This window comes from Streptomyces sp. NPDC102467 (assembly GCF_044765445.1).
GTDB lineage: Bacteria > Actinomycetota > Actinomycetes > Streptomycetales > Streptomycetaceae > Streptomyces.
The window spans coordinates 34,399-55,943 of record NZ_JBIWKA010000003.1; the positions used below are offsets into that span (position 1 = coordinate 34,399).

Sequence of the window (21,545 nt, forward strand, 5' to 3'; positions counted from 1 at the left end):
TGCGGCTCCGCCGCGTGGGCGCGTGAAGTCCCCACCGGCCCGCGCCCGGCGATGACCTGGTCCCCACGGCGAGTGGCCCGCGTGGGACACCGGCCGCTCACTCCTCCTTCCGCAACGGAATGGCGGCCGAGAGGACCGCGCCCTCGCCGGGCGCGGATTCGATGGTCAGGGCGCCGCCCAGCTGGCGGACCCGCGCCCGGATCGCCGGAACCCCGTGGCCGCGTACGCCGGTCGGTGAATCGGGCAGGGCCGCCGGGTCGAAGCCGTGGCCGTCGTCGGCGACGTCCAGGACGACCTGGTCGTCCAGGAGCGTGAGGGTGAGCGCGGCGGTGGTGGCGCCGGAGTGTTCTCGTACGTTGGCCAGGGCGCCCTGCGCGATCCGCAGCAGGGCCGACTGGACGCGGTCGGGCAGGTGCGGGGCGGCGCCCGGCCCGTTCTGGGAGCCGGGCCCGCCCATGGCGTCGATGTGGACGCGGACCGTGAGGCGATCGCCGCTCTCGCGGGCGGCGACGGCACGCAGCGCGTCCGCAAGGCCGTGGGCCAGGTCGGCGGGGGCCAGGTCGTGCACGAAGCGGCGGGCCTCGCTGAGGTTGTGCTCGGCGACGGACTCGGCGGTGCGGACGTGCGCGCGGGCCTTGCCCGGGTCGGACTCCCACACGCGCTCGGCCGCCTGCAGCAGCATCTGCTGGCTGGAGAGGCCCTGGGCGAGGGTGTCGTGGATCTCCATGGAGAGGCGCTGGCGTTCGGCGAGGGTGCCTGCGCGGCGTTCGGCGGCGGCGAGTTCGCGGCGGGTGCGGATCAGGTCGTCGATGAGGGCGCGCTGACGTACGGACTGCCGTTCCATGGTGAGGAAGACGGCGGTGGCGATCACGACGACCGCGGGTGGTCCGAGCACCAGGTCCGGGTCCCAGCGGCCGGCGAGGCGCAGCTGGGCCGCGATGACCAGACCGGTCAGCAGGGTCACCAGGACGAGTGCGGCGCGGGTCGGGAGCGTACGAAGGCCGGTGTAGAAGAGGGGCACCGCGCACCAGGCGAAACTGGGCGCGAGCGCGACGAGCACCACCCACACCACGACCACGAGGGTCAGCCAGAGCCGCTGCCTCGTGGTGGGCCGCTCCGCGATGCCGCGCGCGAGGCCGGTGACGTACACGAGGGCCAGTACGGCGCAGAGGCCGATGATCCAGGGGGTGCGGGCGCCGCCGGGGTGGCGCAGCAGGAAGCGGGCGAGGGCGACGACCAGGAGCAGGAAGAACGCGGCGTGCATGACGGCGGTGACGCGGCGGGTGTCCGCGTCGTAGGTCTTGTCGAGGTGGCGCTCGTCCTCGGGCACGGTTCCTGCACCTCCCTCTGCGGCTTCGAACTGGGCAAACACTTCCATTGTGGTGGGCTCCCGCGCCCCTGGGGTCAACCGATCGGATGACCCCGGTGTCGGCCGCTCGGCAGGCCGCGAGCAGCCGGAACGCCGACGGTTCGACCCCGGTTCCGGGCCCAGGCTTGAGAGCAGAAGGAACACCGACCGCACCGATGCACCGATCACACCGAATGCACCGGTTGCACCGAACGCACCGAGCACGCGGACAACGCCGCCCCCGCCCTCCGAGGAGTCCCCCATGAAGAAGCTCTCCCGCCGTTCCACCGTCGTCACCGGCAGCGCCGTGCTGGCCGCCGTCGCCGCCGGTACGTTCGGCACGGTTTCCGCTGCCGCCTCCGCCCCGGCCGCCTCCTCCGCCCCGGCCTCTGCCGCCAGGAGCAGCGCCACCATGACGACCACGCACCTGACGCTGGACTCCGCGACCAAGGCGGCCGAGGCCGCGCTCGACGCCGCGAAGAAGGAGAACCAGAAGGTCTCCGTCGCCGTCGTCGACCGGGACGGCAACACCATCCTGACGCTGCGCGGCGACAGTGCGGGCCCGCAGGCCTACGAGGCGGCCGAGAAGAAGGCGTTCACCGCCGTCTCCTGGAACGCCCCGACGTCCGAGCTGGCCAAGCGCCTGGACAAGGCCCCGACGCTGAAGGACATCCCCGGCACGCTGTTCCTCGGAGGCGGTGCCCCCGTGGCCGTCAAGGGTGCGCCGATCGCCGGTATCGGCGTGGCGGGTACGCCCTCCGGGGACCTGGACGAGAAGTTCGCCCAGGCGGGTGTCGCTGCGCTCCGCTAGAACCGGTCGCTCGTTGCCCTGCGCCCGGCACATCTCCCCCGGACTCCGTCCGGGGGAGACCCCCGAGGGGCTTGATTTTGGAGCTGATCAGCATGCCGCACCCCAAGAATGCCGCCCTGCTCGCCGCGGCAGCCACCGGCGACGCCGGCGCCGTCCGCGTCGCCCTCGCCGCCGGTGCCGGCACCGGGACCCGCGACGAGCACCACCGCACCCCGCTGCTGCTCGCGGCCCTCGGCGACCACGTGCCGGCCGCTCGGGAGCTGCTCGCGGCCGGTGCCGACCCGAACGCCCGGGACGAGCGGGCCGACACCCCCTGGCTGGTCACCGGCGTCACCGGAAGCGTCGCCATGATGCGGGCCCTGCTGCCCGCGCACCCCGACCTGAAGGTCACCAACCGGTTCGGCGGCATCTCCCTCATCCCGGCCTGCGAACGCGGCCATGTCGATTACGTACGGGCCCTGCTGCGCGAGACCGACATCGACGTCGACCACGTCAACCGCCTCGGCTGGACCGCCCTGTTGGAGGCCGTGATCCTCGGTGACGGCGGCCGTGCGCACCAGGAGATCGTCGAGCTGCTGATCACGGCAGGCGCCACCCCGGACCTCCCTGACGGCGATGGCGTCACCGCCCTGGCGCACGCCGAGCGGCGCGGTTTCATGGAGATCGCCGGTCTGCTGAGGGCCGTACGGTGAAACGCCGTCTGCTGGTGGCCGTGACAGCGGTGGCGCTGCTCGCGGGCTGCGCCTCACAGCACGCCAACTCGTCGCAGGGCAAGGGTGATTCGAGCGCGCCGTCGGCGGCGAAGCCCGCATCGCCCGATGAGCGGGCCGCCACCAAGGGGTCCACCGCCAAGACCCCCGCCGGTACGGTCCTGGTCGCCGACTTCGGCGCCGACACGGTCACCTTCGTCGATCCGGACAAGGGGCCGGTCGACTCCGTGAAGGTGGGCACCGCGCCCTACGGTCTCGCCGTCGGCGACGACGGCCGGGCCTGGGTCGCCACGGCCGAGGGCGTCGCGGTCGTCGACACCGGCAGTCGTACGCGGATCGCCCTCATCCCGTACGAGACGAGGAATCTCGGCGAGCCGACGCACGGCGAGTACCGCGGCGGCGGCATGGGTATCGCCCTCGCCCCCGACGGCGAACACGTCTACGTAGGTGTCAACGTCCCTGATGCAAAGGGCACGTTGGAGGTCGTCGACACGGACACCCTCAAGGTCACCGGCGTCGCCGGCGTCGGCCGTCGCCCCTTCGACGTGGACGTCTCGTGGGACGGCGGGCAGGTGTACGCGACCGGCCACGACTCGTTCGACGTCACCGTCGTCGACCCCGCCGACCTCGACGGCGGCACCCGCCGCATCGAAGTGGCGCCGTACGGCACCGAGGGCGGGCTCGGCTCCTGGCTCAAGCCGCACTACGCGGCCGTCCGGCCCTCGGACGGCAAGCTCCTGTTCCCCTTCGAGGGCGAGAAGCTGGTGGTCGTCGACCCGGACACCGGCCGTTCGACGACCGAGCGGATGACGGCGAACACTCATCAGCACGGCACGACGGTCACTCCCGACGGCACCCTCCTCGTCGTCGGCACGGGCCCCATCGACCCGTCCCGGGACGAGGGCCCCTCCCTCACAGTCCGCCCGAAGGACCGAAGCTCGAAGGACCGAAGCTCGAAGGACCGAAGCTCGAAGGACCGAAGCTCGAAGGACGGCAAGGAAAAGGTGATTCCGCTCGACGGACCGCACGAGGACGTCACCGTCTCCACCGACGGCCGCACGGCCTACGTGACAGGCGGCTTCACCCGCGACGGTTACTGGAACGGGCTCACCGTCGTCGACGTCGACAGCGGCGCCACCCGGCGACTGGCCGCTGGAGACCGCCCGTTGGGCATCGCCGTCCTCTGAGGAGTCCTGTGAGGCCGCCGCCGGGCCCCCGCCCGCCCGGCGACAGGGCATAACGGTCATAGGATCACGAGGTGCGAACCCCCCACCCCCTCGTGGTCCTGCCGCTCCTGCTGGCCCTCGCCGCCGTCCCCGCGTGCTCCGGCGGCGTCCACGGCACTCCGGGCGCCGCGGGCCTGCGTGACCCGTACTTCGCCAAGCTGGGCAACGGCGGTTACGACGTCACGCACTACGCCCTCGACCTCGCCTACGACCCGGGCACCCACCGCCTCACCGGCAGGGCCGACATCACCGCCGAGGCGGGCCAGGACCTCAGCGCGTTCAACCTCGACCTCGAGGGGCTGACGGTGGACGGGGTCACCGTCGACGGGAAGCGTGCCGTGGGCAGCCGCGCCGGGCACGAGCTGACGGTCCGCCCGCGCGATGAACTGGCCAGGGGCAGCAGGTTCCGCACCGTCGTCCGTTACTCCGGCGAGCCCGTCACGATCACCGACCCGGACGGCTCCGAGGAAGGCTGGCTGCGCACCGCGGACGGCGCGCTCGGCCTCGGCGAACCCACCGGCTCCATGGCGTGGTTCCCCAGTAACAACCATCCCTCCGACAAGGCGACGTACGACATCACGGTCACGGTCCCCCAGGGCGTACAGGCCGTCTCCAACGGCGAGTTGAGGCGCACGCGCAGGTCCGCGGACGGGCGGCACGTCACCTACTCCTGGCACGTCGCGCAGCCCATGGCGAGCTACCTGGCGACCGTCGCCGTCGGGAAGTTCGGGACGGAGCGGTCGAGGACCCCGTCCGGCCTGCCCGTGTACACGGCCGTCGACCCGCGCGAGGCGAAGGCGAGCGCGAAGGTGCTGGCCCGGCTCCCCGAGGTGATCGACTGGGAGACGAAGACGTTCGGCGCGTACCCGTTCTCCTCCACCGGCGCGATCGTCGACCGCGAAGGCGACGCGGGGTACGCCCTGGAGGCCCAGAACCGGCCCGTCTTCCCGGGCGCCCCCGACCTCGACACCCTCGTCCACGAGTTGGCGCACCAGTGGTACGGCGACTCGGTGACGCCGAAGTCGTGGCGCGACATGTGGCTGAACGAGGGTTTCGCGACGTACGCGGAGTGGTTGTGGGAGGAGGACCATGCGGGCGACACGGCCCAGGATGCCTTCGACGCGCTCTCCGCACGTCCGGCCGGTGACGACGTCTGGGCCTTCCCGCCCGCCGTCCCGCCCACCGCCGCGCAGGTCTCGGACGAGCCTGTCTACCAGCGCGGAGCGATGGTCCTGCACAAGGTGCGGGAGGCGCTCGGCGACACCAAGTTCTTTGCGTTGCTGAAGAGTTGGCCGGCCGACCACAGGTACGGCAATGCGGACACCGGCGACTTCACCGCTTACGTCGAGAAGAAGAATCCCGGCAAGGCGAAGGCGCTCGCGGACATCTGGGACGTATGGCTGTACGGGGACGGCAAGCCGGACCACGCCTGACCAGCGGCGAGCTGCAGCACGTGCGCGGTCTCCTCTGCACCTGGAACCTGGAACCTGGAACCTGGAACCCGGAACCCGGAAACAGCGGGACGGGCCCCGGGCGCACCGCTTGCGGCGTGCCCGGGGCCCGCCCGGCTGCTTAACGCTCGCGAACTCAGACGTTGACGCCGAAGTCCTGCGCGATGCCGGTGAGGCCCGAGGCGTAGCCCTGGCCGACGGCGCGGAACTTCCACTCCGCCCCGTTGCGGTACAGCTCGCCGAAGACCATGGCCGTCTCGGTGGCCGCGTCCTCCGAGAGGTCGTAGCGGGCGATCTCGGTGCCGCCGGCCTGGTTCACGATGCGGATGTACGCGTTGCGCACCTGGCCGAAGTTCTGCGAGCGGCTCTCGGCGTCGTAGATCGAGACCGGGAAGACGATCTTGTCGACGTCGGCCGGCAGGGCCGCCAGGTTGACGTTGATCGCCTCGTCGTCGCCCGCGCCCTCGCCGGAGCGGTTGTCTCCGGTGTGGACGATGGACTGGTCCGGCGTCTCCTTGTTGTTGAAGAAGACGAAGTGGCCGTCCGAGTAGACCTTGCCCTGCGTGTTCACCGCGATCGCGGAGGCGTCGAGGTCGAAGTCGGTACCGGTGGTGGTGCGGACGTCCCAGCCGAGGCCCACGGTGACGGCGGTCAGGCCCGGAGCCTCCTTGGTGAGCGAGACGTTGCCACCCTTGGACAGGCTTACAGCCATTGCGGGAGTCCCTTCCCTCGTTAAGTTCATACGTGCGTAGCCGAAGCTACTCGTACCCCTATGAACGCGAAGCGGGTACGGGAGGTTCCAGGTCCCTTTACTTTCTTTACCCGGGCGAAAACCGGGTGACGGACCGGCGCGGGCAGGCGACCATGGACACATGTCCGGTCCTTATCCCATCCGCGGTTCGGTCGTCCTCCCGGAGGCCGAGCTCCTCTGGCGTTTCTCGCGGTCGTCCGGGCCGGGCGGGCAGCACGTGAACACCAGCGACTCGCAGGTGGAGCTGCGGTTCGACCTGGCCGCCACGAAGGCGCTGCCCGAGGTGTGGAAGGCCCGCGCCCTGGAGCGGCTGGCGTCCCGCCTCGTGGACGGTGTCGTCTCCGTACGGGCTTCCGAGCACCGTTCGCAGTGGCGCAACCGGGAGACCGCGGCGACCCGCCTCGCGGCGCTGCTCGCGGAAGCGACGGCTCCGCCGCCGAAGCAGCGCCGGGCCACGCGGATCCCTCGCGGGATCAACGAGCGGCGGCTGCGGGAGAAGAAGGCGCGCTCGGAGACCAAGCGGGGGCGCTCCGCGCGGGACTGGTAGGCGGTTACGGGGGTGCCGCCTACCGGTCTCGTCGCCGGGCGCGGGCCGGTGGGGGCTGGTCGCGCAGTTCTCCGCGCCCCTGGGGCATGCGGCTCCGCCGCAGCCCATGAGATGGCGCACGTAGTGCGCATTTCAGGGGTGCGGGGAACTGCGCGACCAGCCACGACGCATCCGCGCCCGGCGACGAACACCAGAGCGGCACCCCCGTAGCCGCCCCCGGCTCCGGCTAGCCCAGGCTGCGGTACCGGCCCCGGAAATACGTCAGCGGGCCCCCGTCCGCACTCGGCAGAGACGCGCTCAGGACGCGGCCGATCACCAGCGTGTGGTCGCCGGCCGGCACCAACTGCTCGGTGCGGCACTCGAGCGTGGCCAGTGCCCCGCCCACCAGCGGAGCCCCCGTGTGCTCGCCCCGTACGTAGGAGACGTCCTCGAACAGCAGCCGGTCGCTGATCCGCCCCTTCATGGCGAAGCGCCCGGCGATGTGGCTCTGTGACTCCGAGAGCAGTGACACCGCCCACAGGGGCTGCTCGTCGAGGAGGTCGTCCATGCGGGAGCCGTTGCGCAGTGACACCAGTACCAGCGGCGGGTCGAGCGACACCGACATGAACGACGTCGCCGTCATGCCCGCGTCCTCCCCGACTGGCCCGTCGGGGTCGAGGGCGGCCTCGTGCGCGGTCAGCAGGACGACTCCCGCGGCGAGACGGGACAGGGCGGCGCGGAACTCGTCGTTGCTCACCCCCTCAGAATGCCCGGTGGACCGGTTCGGGGACGGGACGTGGGGGGAGGGATCGGCAGGCGTGGCAGGGGGATTGTTCAACACGCTTCAGACGCTAGTCGTGTCCTCATGCGCACCACATCGGGCTGATGGCCGAGACGGGTCCTAGGACCTCGAAAGAAGCTGACGGGAGCCGCCCGGGTATGCCAGGCTTCGCGCCGTCTCGTACTGTTTCGCACGCCCGGCAAGCACACAGGATTTCCTCAGGAACCCACCCCAACCCTCCACTCCCTGCTGTGACTTGAGTCACAGGTGCCATATTTTGTTGACCCTGTGTACCGGGTGGGCAGCTCGCTGTGATTCAGTGGCGGTGATACTGCGAGATGAACGTGCTGCTGCACGTGCGCGTGGAGAGCCGATCAGAATTCTGGAGTGCTGTCGAGGTCTCGGGGAGAACTGAGCATGGAGACCGAGTCGGAGCCCTACGTCCGTCTTGCGACCCTGCACCAGCTGCACCAGGTGATGGCGGACATGAACACCGCCCGCAGCCTGGCCGACACCCTGCAGACCGTCGCAGACGGCGTCGTCAACGGGCTCGGTTACGAGCTGGCCTGCGTGAACCTCGTGCGCCCCGACGGCGACCTGGTCGTCGCGGCCTTCGCGGGGAACTCCGCCGCGGAGGCCCTGATCACCGGCCGCGTCGGCTCCCGCGACTCCTGGGACCGCCGCCTGGGCATGGGCGAGCCCTGGGGCGAGCTGCGCTTCATCCCGTACACCGAGGGCTGGATACTCGACGAGGACGACGTGCCGCAGTGGTTCACCGACGGCCCGCCGCCCCGCTTCGACGACGAGTGGCACCCCTCCGACCGCCTCTTCGCCCCCATGTACTCGCCCACGCTCGAATCCACGCGCGCGGGGGGACCCCCGTCCGGCGCCTCCGGCGGCGAACTGCTCGGCGTGATCTCCGTGGACCGCCCGCGCAACGGACGCAGGCCCGGCGCCTGGGGCCGCGAGGCGCTGCAGATGTACGCGTTCCAGGCGGCGATCGCGATCAGCAACGCCCGCCTGCGGGCCAACATGCAGCGCGCGCTGGTCCGGCTTGAGCGGGAGCAGCAGGCGCTTCGCGCAAGTGAGGAAAGCTTCCGGCAGGCCTTCGAGTACGCGCCGTCCGGCATGGCCGTCGCCGAGATGGGCGGCGACCAGCACGGCCGGATCCTGCGGACCAACGACGCGCTGTGCCGCCTCCTCGGCCGCCCCGCCTCCGCGATGCGCCGCTACTCGTTCTCCGACCTCGTGCACCCCGAGGACATAGGCACCCTGCTGCGCACCTCCGCCGAGGGCGGGCGTGCGGAGCTGCGGCTCGGGCGGCGCGACGGCACGTTCGTCTGGGTCAGCCTGCGCAACTCCGTGGTGGCCGACGCCGCCGACGGGCCCCGCTTCCTGCTCACGCACGTCGAGGACATCGAGGAGCGCAAGCGCCGCGAGTTGCAGCTCGCCCACCGCGCCTCGCACGACTCCCTGACCGGCCTGCCGAACTCGGCGGAGCTGCGCGCCCGGCTCTCCGCGCGGCTGTGCCACCGCCCGCTGGACACCGGCAGGCCGAGCGCCGTCGACTCGCTCGACGCGGCGTACGGAGACCATGGCGCCCAGGCCGCCCACAGTGCGCAGCACGGCGGTCACGGCAACGGGCACGGTTTCGACTACGGCTCCGCCCTGCCGGTCCCGCCCCAGTCCGGCCTGTACGACGGGTTCGACGGCTTCGACCACCACGTACATGTGATCGCGCCCGCGGGGACCGAAGGTGACGGGTCGGGTGTCGACGACGGTTCGAAGGGCCTCGCCGTCCTCTTCTGCGACCTCGACGGTTTCAAGTCGATCAACGACCGGTTCGGGCACAACGCGGGTGACGCCGTTCTCATCGAGGTGGCCCGCCGGCTGACGCACGGCGTGCGGGACGGGGACACGGTCGCCCGGCTCGGCGGCGACGAGTTCGTGGTGCTGGCAGACGGCCTCGGCCAGGCGGACGCGCAGGATCTCGCCGTCCGGTTGCGGAACGCCATCATTCCGCCGATTCGTGTCGACGGCCGCGCGGTCCGCGTGGGGGCCAGTTTCGGCATCGGCTGGGCGCACTGCGGCATGACCGCGGAAGAGGTGCTGCGCTCCGCTGACCAGCGGATGTACGTGGAGAAGAGATCACGTGCCAAGCAGCACCGACGGGCCGGCTGACCGGACGGGAAGCCCGGTTCCATAGGTTTCGGTGAGGTCAAGGCCACGTCTTCGGGTCGCTCGCAGCGGGTACGCTCGCCCCGGTAAGCAACGTGTAGGGAGTGATCAGGGATGGCGCCCGGCAACAACGGCGCGAGCACCACGCCCGAGGACGATGATCCGTTCGGCTATCTGTACGCCGACGGACAGGCGGCCGGGGCGACCCCGCCCAACGGCGGGGGTGGCGGCTATGGCTACCCGCATTCCCGCTCCTCGTACCACCACGTCCGCACGGTCGGCGAGCGCCAGTACGGGCAGCAGCAGGTGCCGCCCCAACAGCAGCAGCAGCAGACCGCCGCGTACAACCAGCCGAACGCCTACTACCAGGCGCCGGAGACGCTGCCCGGCGGTGGCGCTCCCGCCCAGCCGGGTCCGCCACAGCCCTCGCGCGGCGGTGGCGGCCGGGGCAGGGGCCCGAACACCAAGGCCCTGCTGATCGGTGCGGTGGCCGTGGTGGCGGCCGTGGTGATCGGTATCGGTGTCGCCATGATGAGCGCGGGCTCGGACGACGACAAGGGTGAGGCGGGCAGCAAGCCGTCCGCCGGCTCGGCGACCGTGCAGCCCAGCGAGACGCCCTCGAAGTCGGCCTCCGCCGACCCGGTCGACCTGCCGAAGACCGACGCGAAGGCGCTGAAGCTGGACGGCGGCACCGCCACGGCCTCCGACGTCGACGGCGCGAAGGCGGCCGGCGGGGTGTATGTCGCCGGGTTCGACAAGGTGGGCGCGAGCCTGACCTGGACCGTCAACGACATTCCGAAGGACGGCGCGTACAAGCTGTACGTGAACTACGGAGTGCCCGGCAAGGACTCCGACGCCACGATCAACGTCAACGGGACGAAGCAGTCCCGGCCGCTGAACATGACGAACTTCGCCCACGCCAAGGAAGGCGACTGGGAGAAGGGCTGGACCAACACGTGGGCCATCGTCCAGCTCACGAAGGGGACGAACGCGATCACGGTCTCCTGTGAGCAGGGCAACACGTGCAACGCCAACATCGACCAGATGTGGCTGGCCCAGGGCAAGGGCTGACGCCCCGGCGGATCAGGCAGCGCTGATCTGATCCGTCACGTTCACCTCGCGTACGAGCCGCTCGTACGTCGCCGCGTCGAATTCTCCGGCCACCGGCGCCACCACCGTCGCCGCCGACAGCGCGACCGCGCGGGCCAGGCGCTGTGGCCACGGCAGGTGTTCCACGTAGCCGGAGAGCAGGCCGGCGACCGCTGAGTCGCCGGCGCCCGTCGGGTTGCCGGCGAGCCGGGCGGGTGGCGGGGCCTGCCAGCTGCCGTCCGGGGTGAGGGCGCACAGCCCCTTCGCGCCGAGCGAGGCGACGACGGCGTGCGCGCCGCGCCTGCGGGCCTCCTTCATGGCGCCGAGCGGCTCGTGGGAGCCGGTGAGCTCGGCCAGCTCGTCCGCGTTCGGCTTCACGATGTCGGGGCGGGCCGCGATGCCGCGGCGCAGGGGTTCACCGCTGGTGTCCAGGAGTACGGGCACGGAGGCGGCCCGCGCCGCCCGGACCAGCGTCGCGTAGGCGCCGACCGGCACGCCCGGCGGCAGGCTGCCGCACAGGGCGACCGCCGAGGCGGACCCCAGCAGATGCTCGTACGCCTCCTGGAAGGCCGTCCATTCGGCGGGGGAGACCAGCGGGCCCGGCTCGTTGAGCTGGGTCGTGTCGCCGGTCGAGGCGTCGACCACCGCGATCGTGCGACGGGTCGAACCGCTGACGGGGACCAGGGCGTCGGAAATGCCGTCGGCGCCGAGGAGTTGGTCCTGGAGCGTACGTCCCGTGGCGCCGCCCGCGAACCCCGTCACCGCCACCTCGTGGCCGAGCGTGGCGAGTACCCGGGCCACGTTCAGGCCTTTGCCGCCCGGCCGTTCGGTGACGGCGCGCACGCGGTGCGAGGCGTGCGGGTGCAGTGCGTCGACCTTGTAGGTGATGTCGAGCGCGGTGTTCAAGGTGACTGTGAGGATCACAGGACCTCACCCCCCGATGGATACGCGTACGTGCAGTAACGCTTTCAGTTACGGGTGTGGATCATGCCAAAGTCAAGGCGGTTGGCCCAGCCGGTGGACCAACCGCCCTGCGCATCAGTCCAGTTGCGGCTCGACGATCCACTCGCCCTTGCGCATGACGCCCTTGAGCTCGAACTCCGCGTCCAGGATGACGAGGTCGGCGTCCTTGCCCGGCTCCAGGGAGCCCACCTTGTCGTAGATTCCCAGGAGTTGGGCCGGGTTGGCCGAGATGGCCCGGACGATGTCCTCGACCGCGAGGCGGTCGATGGTCGCGGCGCGCTTGAACGCCCGGTCCAGGGTCAGCGTCGAACCCGCGATGGAGCCGCCCTCGACGAGCCGCGCCACACTGTCCTTCACCTCGACCTCCATCGGGCCGAGCATGTAGCGGCCGTCGCCGAAGCCCGCCGCGTCCATCGCGTCGGTGATGAACGCGACCTTCCCGCCGCCCTTGTGGTGGAAGGCCAACTCCAGGGCGGCCGGGTGCAGATGCGTACCGTCGTTGATCAGCTCGACGGTGATCCGCTCGTCCTCCAGGAGCGCCGCGATCGGGCCCGGCGCGCGGTGGCCGAGTGCCGGCATCGCGTTGAAGAGGTGCGTCGCGACGGTCGCGCCCGCGTCGATGGCCTCCACGGTCTGCTCGTACGTCGCGTCGGTGTGCCCGATCGCGGCGATCACGCCCTGCTCGGCGAGGAGGCGCACGGAGTCGAGGCCGCCGGGGAGCTCGGTGGCGAGGGTGACCATCTTGGCCTTGCCGCGGGCCGCGTCGACCAGCTTGCGCACCTCGGCCGGCTCGGGGTCGCGCAGCAGCGTCTCGTCGTGGGCGCCCTTGCGGCACGGCGAGATGAACGGGCCCTCGAAGTGGATGCCCGCGATCTCGCCCTGCTCGGCCAGCTCGGAGAGCAGGCCCGCGCGCTGCGTGAGGAAGTCCGTCTCGCCGGTCACGAACGAGGGGACGACCGTCGTCGTGCCGTGCAGGCGGTGGGTGTGGACGCCCTTGAGGATGTCCTCGACCGTGCCGGAGGTGAAGGAGGCGCCGCCGCCGCCGTGGTTGTGCATGTCGACGAAGCCGGGCACCACCCAGTGGCCGGAGAGGTCGACGACCTCCGCGTCGCCGGGAGCGCTCCCGGCGATCCGCGTGCCGTCGACGATGACGCGTCCGTCGGTGACGGTCCCGGTGGGCAGTACCACCCGGGCACCGGCGAGCACCTTTGCTGTGGCCATCAGGGGGCTACCTCCGTGTTGTCGGCGTCGTCTGCGTTGGCTGTGTTGTCGGCGTTCTCGGGGTCGTCGGCGAGCAGGTCCCAGGCGAGCAGGCCCGCGCCCAGGCATCCGGCGGTGTCCCCGAGGACGGCCGGGACGATCGTGGGGAGCGCCTGGAACGTCACGCGCTCCGCGACGGCCGCACGCAGCGGCGTGAACAAGGTTTCCCCGGCTTCGGCGAGACCGCCACCGATGATCATGGTGCGCGGGTCCAGCAGGGTGAGCGCCATGACGAGACCGTCGGCGAGCGCGTCCACGGCGTCCTGCCAGACCTTGACGGCCTTCGGGTCCCCGGCGTCGACGGCCCGCGCGCACTGGGCCGCGGTGGCCTTCTCGTCGCCGCTCGCGGCCTGCCACGCCAGGGTGACGGCGGACGCGGAGGCGTACCGCTCCAGGCAGCCGCGCTGCCCGCAGCCGCAGGGCACTCCGCCGGGGCGCACGACGACATGGCCGATCTCGCCCGCGGAGCCGTGCGCGCCGGGCTCGATCCGCCCGTCGATGCCGATGGCGCCGGCGATCCCGGTACCCAGCGGCATGAACAGGAACCGGTCGGCGTCCTTGCCCGCGCCGAGGCGGCCCTCGCCGAGCCCGCCGGTGCGCACGTCGTGGCCGAGCGCGACGGGGATGGAGCCGAGCCGCTCGCTCAGCAGGGCTCGCATGGGCACGTCCCGCCAGCCGAGGTTGGCGGCGAACACGGCGATGCCGTTCGCTTCGTCGACGACGCCCGGCACGGCGACGCCGGCGGCTGCCGCGGGCTCGCCGAAGTGCTCCTCGCCGTACGCGCGCAGCTCGGCGGCGAAGCCGAGTATCGTCTCGACGACCGCGGCGGGGCCGCGTTCGCGCAGGGTCGCCCGGCGCACCTGATGCAGCAGGGTGCCGTCCGCCCCGACCAGGGCGGCCTTCATTCCGGTGCCGCCCACGTCCAGGGCGATGACATGTTTCACGGGGCACAGTGTCGCGCGTACACCCGCGAGAGGTCTAGTCCATTCGCATGGATCTTGCGCGGATACCGCCCTGTTGCCGGAGCGAGATCTTGGTGGTGTAGACCTTAGATCTTGTCTTTGAGTGCGGGCCCGGGGGACCCCCGGGGGCCCGCGAACAACACACGTGACACACATACGAGGTGGAACAGCGGTGCAGCGGCACATCACCGGTCTGATCGCGGCAGCGGCCGCACTGGGCATGGCGGGCACGCTCACCGCCTGCGGCGGCGCGGATTCCGGCGACGTCACGCTGAAGCTGGTCGCCGCCGACTACGGCGACTCCGAGGCGAACAGCTCCCAGAAATACTGGGACAAGCTCGCGGCCGCGTACGAGAAGACCCACCCGGACGTCAAGGTCGACGTCGACGTCTACTCGTGGAACGACGTCGACGCGAAGGTCAAGAGCATGGTCGACGCGGGGCACGCCCCGGACATGGCGCAGATCGGCGCGTACGCGGACTACGCCGCCGCCGACAAGCTGTACCCGGTCGGCGACCTGCTCAACGTGCCGACCCAGGCCGACTACCTGGCCCAGCTCGCCGACGCCGGCAAGGTCGACAGCACCCAGTACGGCATGCCGTTCGCCTCCTCCACGCGGCTGCTGTTCTACAACAAGAAGCTCTTCAAGGACGCCGGGATCTCCGCGCCCACCAGCTGGCCCGAGCTGGAGGCCGACGCCAAGGCGCTCAAGGCGCACGGGGTGAAGATCCCCTACGCGCTGCCGCTGGGCCGTGAGGAGGCCCAGGCCGAGACCATGATCTGGATGCTGAGCGGCGGCGACGGCTACACCGACGACGTCGGCTCGTACACCATCGACTCGAAGCAGAACGTCGCCACGTTCGACTGGCTGAAGAACGACCTCGTCGGCAAGGGCCTGACCGGCCCCACGGCGCCCGGCGAGCTCAACCGGGCCACCGCCTTCGCCGCGTTCGCCAAGGGCGAGGTCGGCATGCTCAACGGTCACCCCACGCTGATGCGGATGGCCGCGAAGCAGGGCGTCGACTTCGGCACCGTGCCGCTGCCGGGGCCGAGCGGCCAGGCCAGGTCCACGATGGGCGTCGCCGACTGGATGATGGCGTTCAAGCAGAACGGCCACCGCAAGCAGGTCGGCGACTTCCTCAACTACGTCTACAGCGAGAAGAACGTCCTGGAGTTCTCCCGCGAGTACGACCTGCTGCCGGTCACCAACAGCGCCTCCGAGGCCATGCTGGGCGACGAGGAGGACAAGAAGCTCTGGCCGTTCCTGGAGAGCCTCGACAACTCCGAGATCTACCCCGTCGGCAAGACGTCCTGGGCGTCGGTCAGCGCCGACATCAAGGACCAGATCGGCTCCGCCGTCTCCGCCAACAGCAGTGCGGGCGCCGTGCTCGGCCGGATCCAGAACCAGGCGGCGGCCGCGGAAGCCGCCGAGTAGCGTGACGGCATGGACGCCCTGAACCCCCGCCCCCCGCTCGGTGAGCGCGAGCGCGCGGTGCTCGCGTTCGAGGGGCGCGGGTGGGAGTCGCCGGGAGCCAAGGAGCGGGCGGTCCGCGAGGAGCTGGACCTGGCGCCGGTCCGCTACTACCAGCTGCTGAACGCGCTGCTCGACGATCCCCGGGCGCTCGAGTTCGCCCCGGTCACGGTGAACCGGCTGCGGCGCGTGCGGGACAGCAAGCGTCGTGAGCGTTGAACCCGGCCGAGCACGGGGTCCCCGCGGCCCCACGACGTCCGGGCCGCGGCTAAGGTCGGTCGCATGGTGAGCCCCCAGGACGACCTCTGGACCCCGACCACCTCCGCCGGGCGCGACGGCCTGGCCGCGATCGCCGCCCGGCCCTCCAAGGCAGTCATCGCCCTGGACTTCGACGGAACGCTCGCGCCGATCGTCGCCGACCCGGAGCAGGCCCGCGCCCACCCCGACGCGGTGGCGGCGCTCGCCGCGCTGGCGCCCCGGGTCGCCTCCGTCGCCGTCGTCACCGGGCGGCCCGCGGGTGTCGCCGTGCGGCACGGCGGGTTCGCGGGAGTGCCGGGCCTGGAACACCTGGTGGTCCTCGGCCACTACGGCGCCGAGCGCTGGGACGCCGTCACCGGCACCGTGCGGGCCCCCGCGCCGCACCCCGGGGTCGCCGCGGTGCGCGCCGAACTCCCGGGCGTCCTCGCCGAGTCGGGTCTGTGGCACGACACGTACGTGGAGGAGAAGGGCCGGGCCGTCGCGGTCCACACGCGCCGCGCGAGCGACCCGCAGGGCGCGTTCGAGACGCTGCGCGCACCGCTCGCCGCGCTCGCCGCCCGGCACGGGCTGATGGTGGAACCCGGCCGGATGGTCCTGGAGCTGCGCCCGCCCGGTGTCGACAAGGGCGTCGCGCTCACCGAGTACATCCGTGAGGTCGGCGCGGAGTCGGTCCTGTACGCGGGCGACGACCTGGGCGACCTCCCCGCTTTCGCGGCGGTCGAGAAGGTGCGCGAGGAGGGGATGCCGGGTGTGCTCGTCGCCGCCGATACGGTGATCGCGGAGTTGGCGGAGCGGGCCGACCTGGTCCTCGACGGGCCCGCCGGGGTGGTGGCCCTGCTGCAGCACCTCACCCGAGCCATCTCCGCCTAGGCACGCCCCCGCCCGAAGCCTCAGGCGCGCAGTGCCTCGAGCTGGTCCAGGAACCACTGGCCGGGGGGCAGCGCGGTCCCCGCGGCGGCCAGCCTCTTCGTGCGCTCCGCCCGCTCGTCACCCTCCATGTCGAGCGCGGCGGCGAGCGCCGCCGAAGTCGCGCTGATGTCATACGGGTTCACGACCAGCGCGTCCTCGCCCAGCTCCTCGAACGCCCCCGCCTCCCGGGAGAGCACCAGCACGCACCCCTCGTCGGAGACGACCGGTACCTCCTTCGCGACGAGGTTCATGCCGTCGCGGATCGGGTTGACCAGAGCCACGTCCGCGAGCCGGTACGCCGCGAGCGAGCGCGCGAAGTCGTCCTTGACGTGCAGCACGACCGGCGTCCAACCCGGTGTGCCGAAGCGGGAGTTGATGGATTCGGCGACGCGTGACACCTCGTCCGTGTAGTCGCGGTACACGCTGAGGTCCTGGCGTGAGGGGTACGCGAACGCGACGTGCACCACGTTCTCGATCAGCTCCGGGCGGGTCTCGAGCAGCAGCTCGTAGGCGCGCAGGCCGCGCACGATGTTCTTCGACAGCTCGGTGCGGTCCACCCGCACGATCACCTTGCGGTCCGCGCCCACCTGTTCCCGCAGCGCGGCCAGGCGTTCCTCGACGTCCGCGCGGCCGGCGCGCTCCCGCAGGAAGTCGGCGTCGGCGCCGAGACCGTGCACCCCGATCCGGGTGCCCGACGTGCCCCCGAGGATCCGCGTACAGCAATCGGTGAAGGCGTCCGCCCAGCGGCGGGTCAGAAAGGCCAGCCGGTCCGCGCCGAGCATGCCCTTGAGGAGCTGCTCGGCGATGTCGTCGGGCAGCATCCGGAAGTAGTCGACGGGCGCCCAGGGCGTGTGCGAGAAGTGTCCGATGCGCAGATCGTCGCGGAGCTCGCGCAGCATGCCCGGCACCAGCGCCAGGTGGTAGTCCTGCACGACCACCGTCGCGCCCGGCGCGGCCTCCTCGGCGAGGGCCTCGGCGAACGCCCGGTTGTACGCCTCGTAGGACGCCCACTGGCGGCGGAACTCCGGGCCGAACGACGGTTCAAGAGGCGTCTGGTAGAGCATGTGGTGCACGAACCACAGCACGGAGTTCGCGATCCCGTTGTAGGCGTCCGCGTGCACGTCCGCGTCGATGTCCAGCATCCGCACACCCGGCTCGGAGATTCCCCGCCCGACGGCCGCCCGGTCGCCGTCGGTGAGTGCCGCGCACACCCACAATTTGTCCTCGACGACGCTCAGCGCGGACACCAGTCCGCCACCGCCGCGCTTCGCCTCGATCGTGGCGCCGTCGTCACCGTCCCCGACGACGTAGGAGACGGGGCCGCGGTTGGACGCGACGAGAACCTCAGCAGCACCAAGAGTGGAAGCCATACCGGCACGCTAGCCCGGCTCACCCGGGTCTAAACGTATGGCCGGATCCCGTCAGGGATCCGGCCGTATACGACTGACTCAAGCGCAGGTCAGCCCCGGCGGCTGCGCACCGCCGCGAGGGCCAGCGCGCCGAGTCCGCACAGCGACAGCGCGAGCCCGCCGTACAGCAGGGCGTGCGAGCCGTCGGAGCCCGTCGCGGCGAGCTCGGAGCCGTGCGTCGCTCCCGGTGCGGGCCGGGCCTGCTGGCGGCGGGGGACGATGACGGCGGTGCACGGGTCGTCGCCGCCGCCACGGGAGCGCGTCGTGCAGGTGGTCTTCGGTACGTCACCGGTGACCGGGATGGCGAGGACGCGGCCGGGTGTGCAGGAGACCCGCACGTTCCACTTGATGACGACCTTGCCGTGGGCGGGGACGCTGCCGCTCCAGTAGAAGTTCGCGCCCTTCTTGGTGATGCTGCCGCCACTGGCGGTCGGGGTGCTGACGGCGCCCTTCGCCGGCCAGTGGATACGGGCGTTCCTGCGCGGGTGGCCGCTTCCGTTGCGCAGGGTGATGGTGTCGCCGACCTTGGCGCACGGGGGCGGGGTGGTGGTGGCCGGGGTCTGCACGATCTTGATCGGCGGGACGGGAGGGGCGGGCGTGCGCGGCTTCTCGATGACCGGGGTTGTCCCGCAGTTCGGGTCGGACGAGTCGTCGTCGCAGTTGGTGCGCGGGGTGTCGGCGATCACGTTGTTGGTCAGCTTGCCGTCGCCGCTGAGCGGGTCGTGCAGCGTCACGCTGTAGGTGATCTTCGCGGTCTTCCCCGCGGGCACGTTCCCGCGCCAGTTCAGTTTCGGCGTGTCGTAGGTGACCTTGCCCAGGGTGGCCTTGGCATCGCGGTTGTAGGTGGCGTCGTCCAGCACGTCGCTGAGGTCGTCGCTGAGCTTGGCGCCCGGGTGGTCGACCTCGCCGATGTTCTTGGCGGTGATCGTGTACGTCACCTTGCCGCCGGGCGCGACCTTCTTCGGCGCGGCGCTCTTCTTGACCTCCAGGTCGGGGACGGGCACGGAGAAGGCGAGCGCCGAGGGCACGTAGGTGTCGCCCCGGGTGCGGAACGTCAGAGCGGCGGAGGTGGAGCCCGGTGGCAGCGCGGCCGAGGGGATGATCGCCTCTTTCGCGTCGATGCTGAAGTTGTTGTGGTCGGCCGGGTCGAGGGAGCCGTCGGCGTGGCTGTCGAAGAAGTTGTTGGCGCCGCCGCCGTCGGGGTCCACGATCCGCTTGCCGTTGACCAGGAACTGGTCGCCCGCCACGTTCGAGTCGCCCTCGTACGCCGTGACACCGGCGCGTACGTCGCCGCCGCCGGCCCGGTAGAAGTCGTCGATGGAGATCGTGGTGTCCGGGTCCTTGGACTGCTGCACGACGTGGCCGCCGTAGACGTAGACGTTGCGGCGGGTGGGCGCGTACTCGCTGTCGGGGCTGTCGTACTTGTAGACGACGGTCAGCGACCAGCCGCCGACGCAGCCCTTGCCCGTGGGAGCCCAGACGTTGCCGACCGCGACGGGCACCTCGGTGCCGGTGGCGACGCCGGAGAACAGCGAGGTGACGTCGGACTCGGCCGTGTAGTAGTGCGGGCCGCCGACCGCGGCCGGGGTGCGCACCGCGTTCTGGACGGCGACGGGGGTCTCGGTGCCGCCGTCCACCGCGACCAGTGGCTTCTGGGTGAGCGGGTTCCCGGCCGGTGAGGTGGCGAGGCCCGCGGTGTCGCACCGCTGGATCTGGTTGCGGCCCAGTTTGTACGTGCCGTCGTTGCCGCCCCAGAAGAGGCGGGCGTACGCGACGGTGGCGCTGGGCGGGATCGTCACCTTGCCGGTGGAGGAGTTCAGCACCGTCGAGCCGAACCCGGCCCGGTCCGCGTACTGCATGTCGAACTGGTTGTTGTTCTCCGCGGTGTGTCCGGCCTGCGCGTCCTGGCAGCGCGTCGCGTCGGCCTCGGGCGTGTCCGGGCACTGCAGCACGGTGTTGCCGAGCGTGATGAAGTCGCCGTACAGGGCTTCCTCGTAGCGCTTGGCGAACGGTTCGACGACGACGGCGGAGGCGGGGGTGGCCGTCGCGAGGAGCGTCGCGACGGCCGTCGATGTCGCGGCGAGCGCCGCCACGCCCTTGAGGTATCTGAGCCACATAGGGGCAATCTAGGTAAAAACGTGATCATCCGGTGATTACGCCACGCGACGCTCCGCATACTCACTGATCTCGGCCATCGGCGGCCGCTCCTCCGTGTCCACGGGGTACGTCCTCGGCTCGAAGCCGTGCTCGCCCCGCTCGAACTGGGTGAGCACGGGCCGCACCAGATGCCCCCGCGCGAGCCGCAGCTGCGCCGTGCGGTAGATCGCCGTGGCCATCCGCCCGAGCGCCTGCCCGTCCTGGTGCCGGTGCTTGCGCACCCCGACGTCGACCTGGGCCAGCGCGTCCAGACCCACGGTGTGCAGCGCGTCCACGAGCAGCCCCAGCTCGACGCCGTACCCGACGGGGAACGGCAGCCGCTCCAGGAGCGACCTGCGGGCCGCGTACTCGCCGCCCAACGGCTGGACGAATCCGGCCAGTTGGGGCCAGTGCAGATTGAGTATCGGGCGGGCCATCAGCTCGGTCACGCGGCCGCCCTGCCCCGCGGCCCCGTCCAGCGGGCGGTCGTACATGGCCTTGACGAAGTCCACGTCCGGTTCGGTGAGCAGCGGCCCGACGATCCCGGTGACGAAGTCCGCGGAGAACTCCTTCAGGTCCGCGTCGACGAAGCACACGATGTCGCCGGACGTGACGAACAGCGAGCGCCACAGCACCTCGCCCTTGCCGGGCCGGGCCGGCAGGCGCGGCAGGATCGTGTCCCGGTGCACGACGGTCGCCCCCGCCGCCGCGGCGACCTCGGAGGTGCGGTCCGTGGACCCGGAGTCGACGACCACCAGCTCGTCGACGAGCGGCACCGTGTCCGTCATGAGTTCACGCCGGATCGTGGCGACGATCTCGCCGACCGTCTCCTGCTCGTCGAGCGCGGGCAGCACCACGCTCACCTTCTGGCCGGATGCCCGCTTCGCGGCGATCAGCTGCTGCGGCGGGCGGTCGGCCACGGACCAGGAGCGGCTGCTCAGCCAGTGTTCGACTTCTTCCAGCACGGTCTGTGGCTCCTCAGCGGCGGGGCGGGTGGCGGGTCGGTATCGGTGGATGTGATCCATCTCGCGGTTCGGACGACTATCTCAAGGGTCCGGGCCTTCGGTTACAGTCTTGAACAAGGTCGGTGACCATCGCATGTCGGGGTCACCGCCGCACATAACCGCTACACATAACCGAATACCGCTCATCCAGAGGGGCAGAGGGATACGGCCCGTTGAAGCCCCGGCAACCCTCCAGCCGGTCTCGTCCGCACATTGCAGTGCGCCCGCGAGGCTCCCGGCTCGGGAAGGTGCCAAGTCCGTCTCGTGGCGAGATGCGCCGCGAGGAAGATGAGGAGAAAGGG

General features: G+C 71.3%; 19 protein-coding genes and 1 riboswitch. Of the genes, 10 read left to right on the forward strand and 9 right to left on the reverse strand.

The window, feature by feature from the left end; translation table 11 throughout:
* Positions 1-97: 97 nt before the first annotated feature.
* Positions 98-1,264, reverse strand: coding sequence for a sensor histidine kinase (locus ACIREE_RS06030; RefSeq protein ID WP_404148163.1), 1,167 nt, complete (start codon positions 1,262-1,264; stop codon positions 98-100).
* A gap of 346 nt (positions 1,265-1,610) precedes the next feature.
* On the opposite strand from ACIREE_RS06030, the gene ACIREE_RS06035 reads away from it, so the two are divergent.
* The 4 genes from ACIREE_RS06035 (at position 1,611) to ACIREE_RS06050 (ending at position 5,528) form a co-directional block, all read left to right on the forward strand.
* The gene (locus tag ACIREE_RS06035; protein WP_404146949.1) at positions 1,611-2,159 is read left to right on the forward strand and encodes a heme-binding protein; all 549 of its coding nucleotides are present in this window, start codon (positions 1,611-1,613) and stop codon (positions 2,157-2,159) included.
* A gap of 92 nt (positions 2,160-2,251) precedes the next feature.
* Positions 2,252-2,851 (forward strand): ankyrin repeat domain-containing protein, encoded by a 600-nt coding sequence (locus ACIREE_RS06040; protein ID WP_404146952.1) that lies wholly within the window; start codon positions 2,252-2,254, stop codon positions 2,849-2,851.
* Complete coding sequence (locus ACIREE_RS06045) at positions 2,848-4,056, forward strand: hypothetical protein (RefSeq protein ID WP_404146954.1); 1,209 nt, start codon at positions 2,848-2,850, stop codon at positions 4,054-4,056. Before ACIREE_RS06040 ends, ACIREE_RS06045 begins: the two co-directional genes overlap by 4 nt.
* Positions 4,057-4,127: 71 nt before the next feature.
* Positions 4,128-5,528, forward strand: coding sequence for a M1 family metallopeptidase (locus ACIREE_RS06050; RefSeq protein ID WP_404146957.1), 1,401 nt, complete (start codon positions 4,128-4,130; stop codon positions 5,526-5,528).
* A 154-nt stretch (positions 5,529-5,682) separates the two neighbouring features.
* Here the strand turns inward: ACIREE_RS06050 and ACIREE_RS06055 are convergent, their stop codons facing one another.
* Complete coding sequence (locus ACIREE_RS06055) at positions 5,683-6,258, reverse strand: TerD family protein (RefSeq protein WP_404146960.1); 576 nt, start codon at positions 6,256-6,258, stop codon at positions 5,683-5,685.
* 160 nt (positions 6,259-6,418) lie between these two features.
* On the opposite strand from ACIREE_RS06055, the gene arfB reads away from it, so the two are divergent.
* On the forward strand, positions 6,419-6,844 hold the full coding sequence (gene arfB / locus ACIREE_RS06060; protein ID WP_363192913.1) for an alternative ribosome rescue aminoacyl-tRNA hydrolase ArfB: 426 nt from the start codon (positions 6,419-6,421) through the stop codon (positions 6,842-6,844).
* A gap of 226 nt (positions 6,845-7,070) precedes the next feature.
* Here the strand turns inward: arfB and ACIREE_RS06065 are convergent, their stop codons facing one another.
* The gene (locus tag ACIREE_RS06065) at positions 7,071-7,664 is read right to left on the reverse strand and encodes a flavin reductase family protein (protein WP_404146963.1); all 594 of its coding nucleotides are present in this window, start codon (positions 7,662-7,664) and stop codon (positions 7,071-7,073) included.
* Positions 7,665-8,021: 357 nt separating this feature from the next.
* Between ACIREE_RS06065 and cdgB the strand changes: the two genes are divergently transcribed.
* Positions 8,022-9,785: a diguanylate cyclase CdgB gene (gene cdgB, locus ACIREE_RS06070; RefSeq protein ID WP_404146965.1), complete on the forward strand. Its 1,764-nt coding sequence runs from the start codon at positions 8,022-8,024 to the stop codon at positions 9,783-9,785.
* 111 nt (positions 9,786-9,896) lie between these two features.
* A complete protein-coding gene (locus ACIREE_RS06075) occupies positions 9,897-10,853 on the forward strand; it encodes a carbohydrate-binding protein (RefSeq protein ID WP_404146968.1) in 957 nt (318 codons plus the stop codon).
* Between the two features lie 12 nt (positions 10,854-10,865).
* Here ACIREE_RS06075 and ACIREE_RS06080 read toward each other — a convergent pair whose 3' ends face one another.
* From ACIREE_RS06080 to ACIREE_RS06090, 3 genes are all read right to left on the reverse strand, one after another.
* The gene (locus ACIREE_RS06080; protein ID WP_404146971.1) at positions 10,866-11,795 is read right to left on the reverse strand and encodes a 1-phosphofructokinase family hexose kinase; all 930 of its coding nucleotides are present in this window, start codon (positions 11,793-11,795) and stop codon (positions 10,866-10,868) included.
* 114 nt (positions 11,796-11,909) lie between these two features.
* Positions 11,910-13,055 (reverse strand): N-acetylglucosamine-6-phosphate deacetylase, encoded by a 1,146-nt coding sequence (gene nagA / locus ACIREE_RS06085; protein ID WP_404146973.1) that lies wholly within the window; start codon positions 13,053-13,055, stop codon positions 11,910-11,912.
* A complete protein-coding gene (locus tag ACIREE_RS06090) occupies positions 13,055-14,038 on the reverse strand; it encodes an ROK family protein (RefSeq protein WP_404146975.1) in 984 nt (327 codons plus the stop codon). Before ACIREE_RS06090 ends, nagA begins: the two co-directional genes overlap by 1 nt.
* Positions 14,039-14,276: 238 nt before the next feature.
* On the opposite strand from ACIREE_RS06090, the gene ACIREE_RS06095 reads away from it, so the two are divergent.
* The 3 genes from ACIREE_RS06095 to otsB all read left to right on the forward strand — a co-directional run bounded on the left by ACIREE_RS06095 (position 14,277) and on the right by otsB (position 16,655).
* Positions 14,277-15,491, forward strand: a complete 1,215-nt coding sequence (locus ACIREE_RS06095) for an ABC transporter substrate-binding protein (RefSeq protein ID WP_404148165.1) — start codon at positions 14,277-14,279, stop codon at positions 15,489-15,491.
* Between the two features lie 9 nt (positions 15,492-15,500).
* A complete protein-coding gene (locus tag ACIREE_RS06100) occupies positions 15,501-15,746 on the forward strand; it encodes a DUF3263 domain-containing protein (RefSeq protein ID WP_404146978.1) in 246 nt (81 codons plus the stop codon).
* A gap of 63 nt (positions 15,747-15,809) precedes the next feature.
* Positions 15,810-16,655: a trehalose-phosphatase gene (gene otsB / locus ACIREE_RS06105; RefSeq protein WP_404146980.1), complete on the forward strand. Its 846-nt coding sequence runs from the start codon at positions 15,810-15,812 to the stop codon at positions 16,653-16,655.
* A gap of 20 nt (positions 16,656-16,675) precedes the next feature.
* On the opposite strand, the gene ACIREE_RS06110 is transcribed toward otsB, so the two are convergent.
* From ACIREE_RS06110 to ACIREE_RS06120, 3 genes are all read right to left on the reverse strand, one after another.
* On the reverse strand, positions 16,676-18,064 hold the full coding sequence (locus tag ACIREE_RS06110) for a trehalose-6-phosphate synthase (protein ID WP_404146982.1): 1,389 nt from the start codon (positions 18,062-18,064) through the stop codon (positions 16,676-16,678).
* 89 nt (positions 18,065-18,153) lie between these two features.
* Positions 18,154-20,220: a hypothetical protein gene (locus ACIREE_RS06115; RefSeq protein WP_404146985.1), complete on the reverse strand. Its 2,067-nt coding sequence runs from the start codon at positions 20,218-20,220 to the stop codon at positions 18,154-18,156.
* Positions 20,221-20,256: 36 nt separating this feature from the next.
* Complete coding sequence (locus ACIREE_RS06120) at positions 20,257-21,204, reverse strand: glucosyl-3-phosphoglycerate synthase (RefSeq protein ID WP_404146988.1); 948 nt, start codon at positions 21,202-21,204, stop codon at positions 20,257-20,259.
* 179 nt (positions 21,205-21,383) lie between these two features.
* Positions 21,384-21,538, forward strand: a riboswitch (SAM riboswitch).
* Positions 21,539-21,545: the final 7 nt, after the last annotated feature.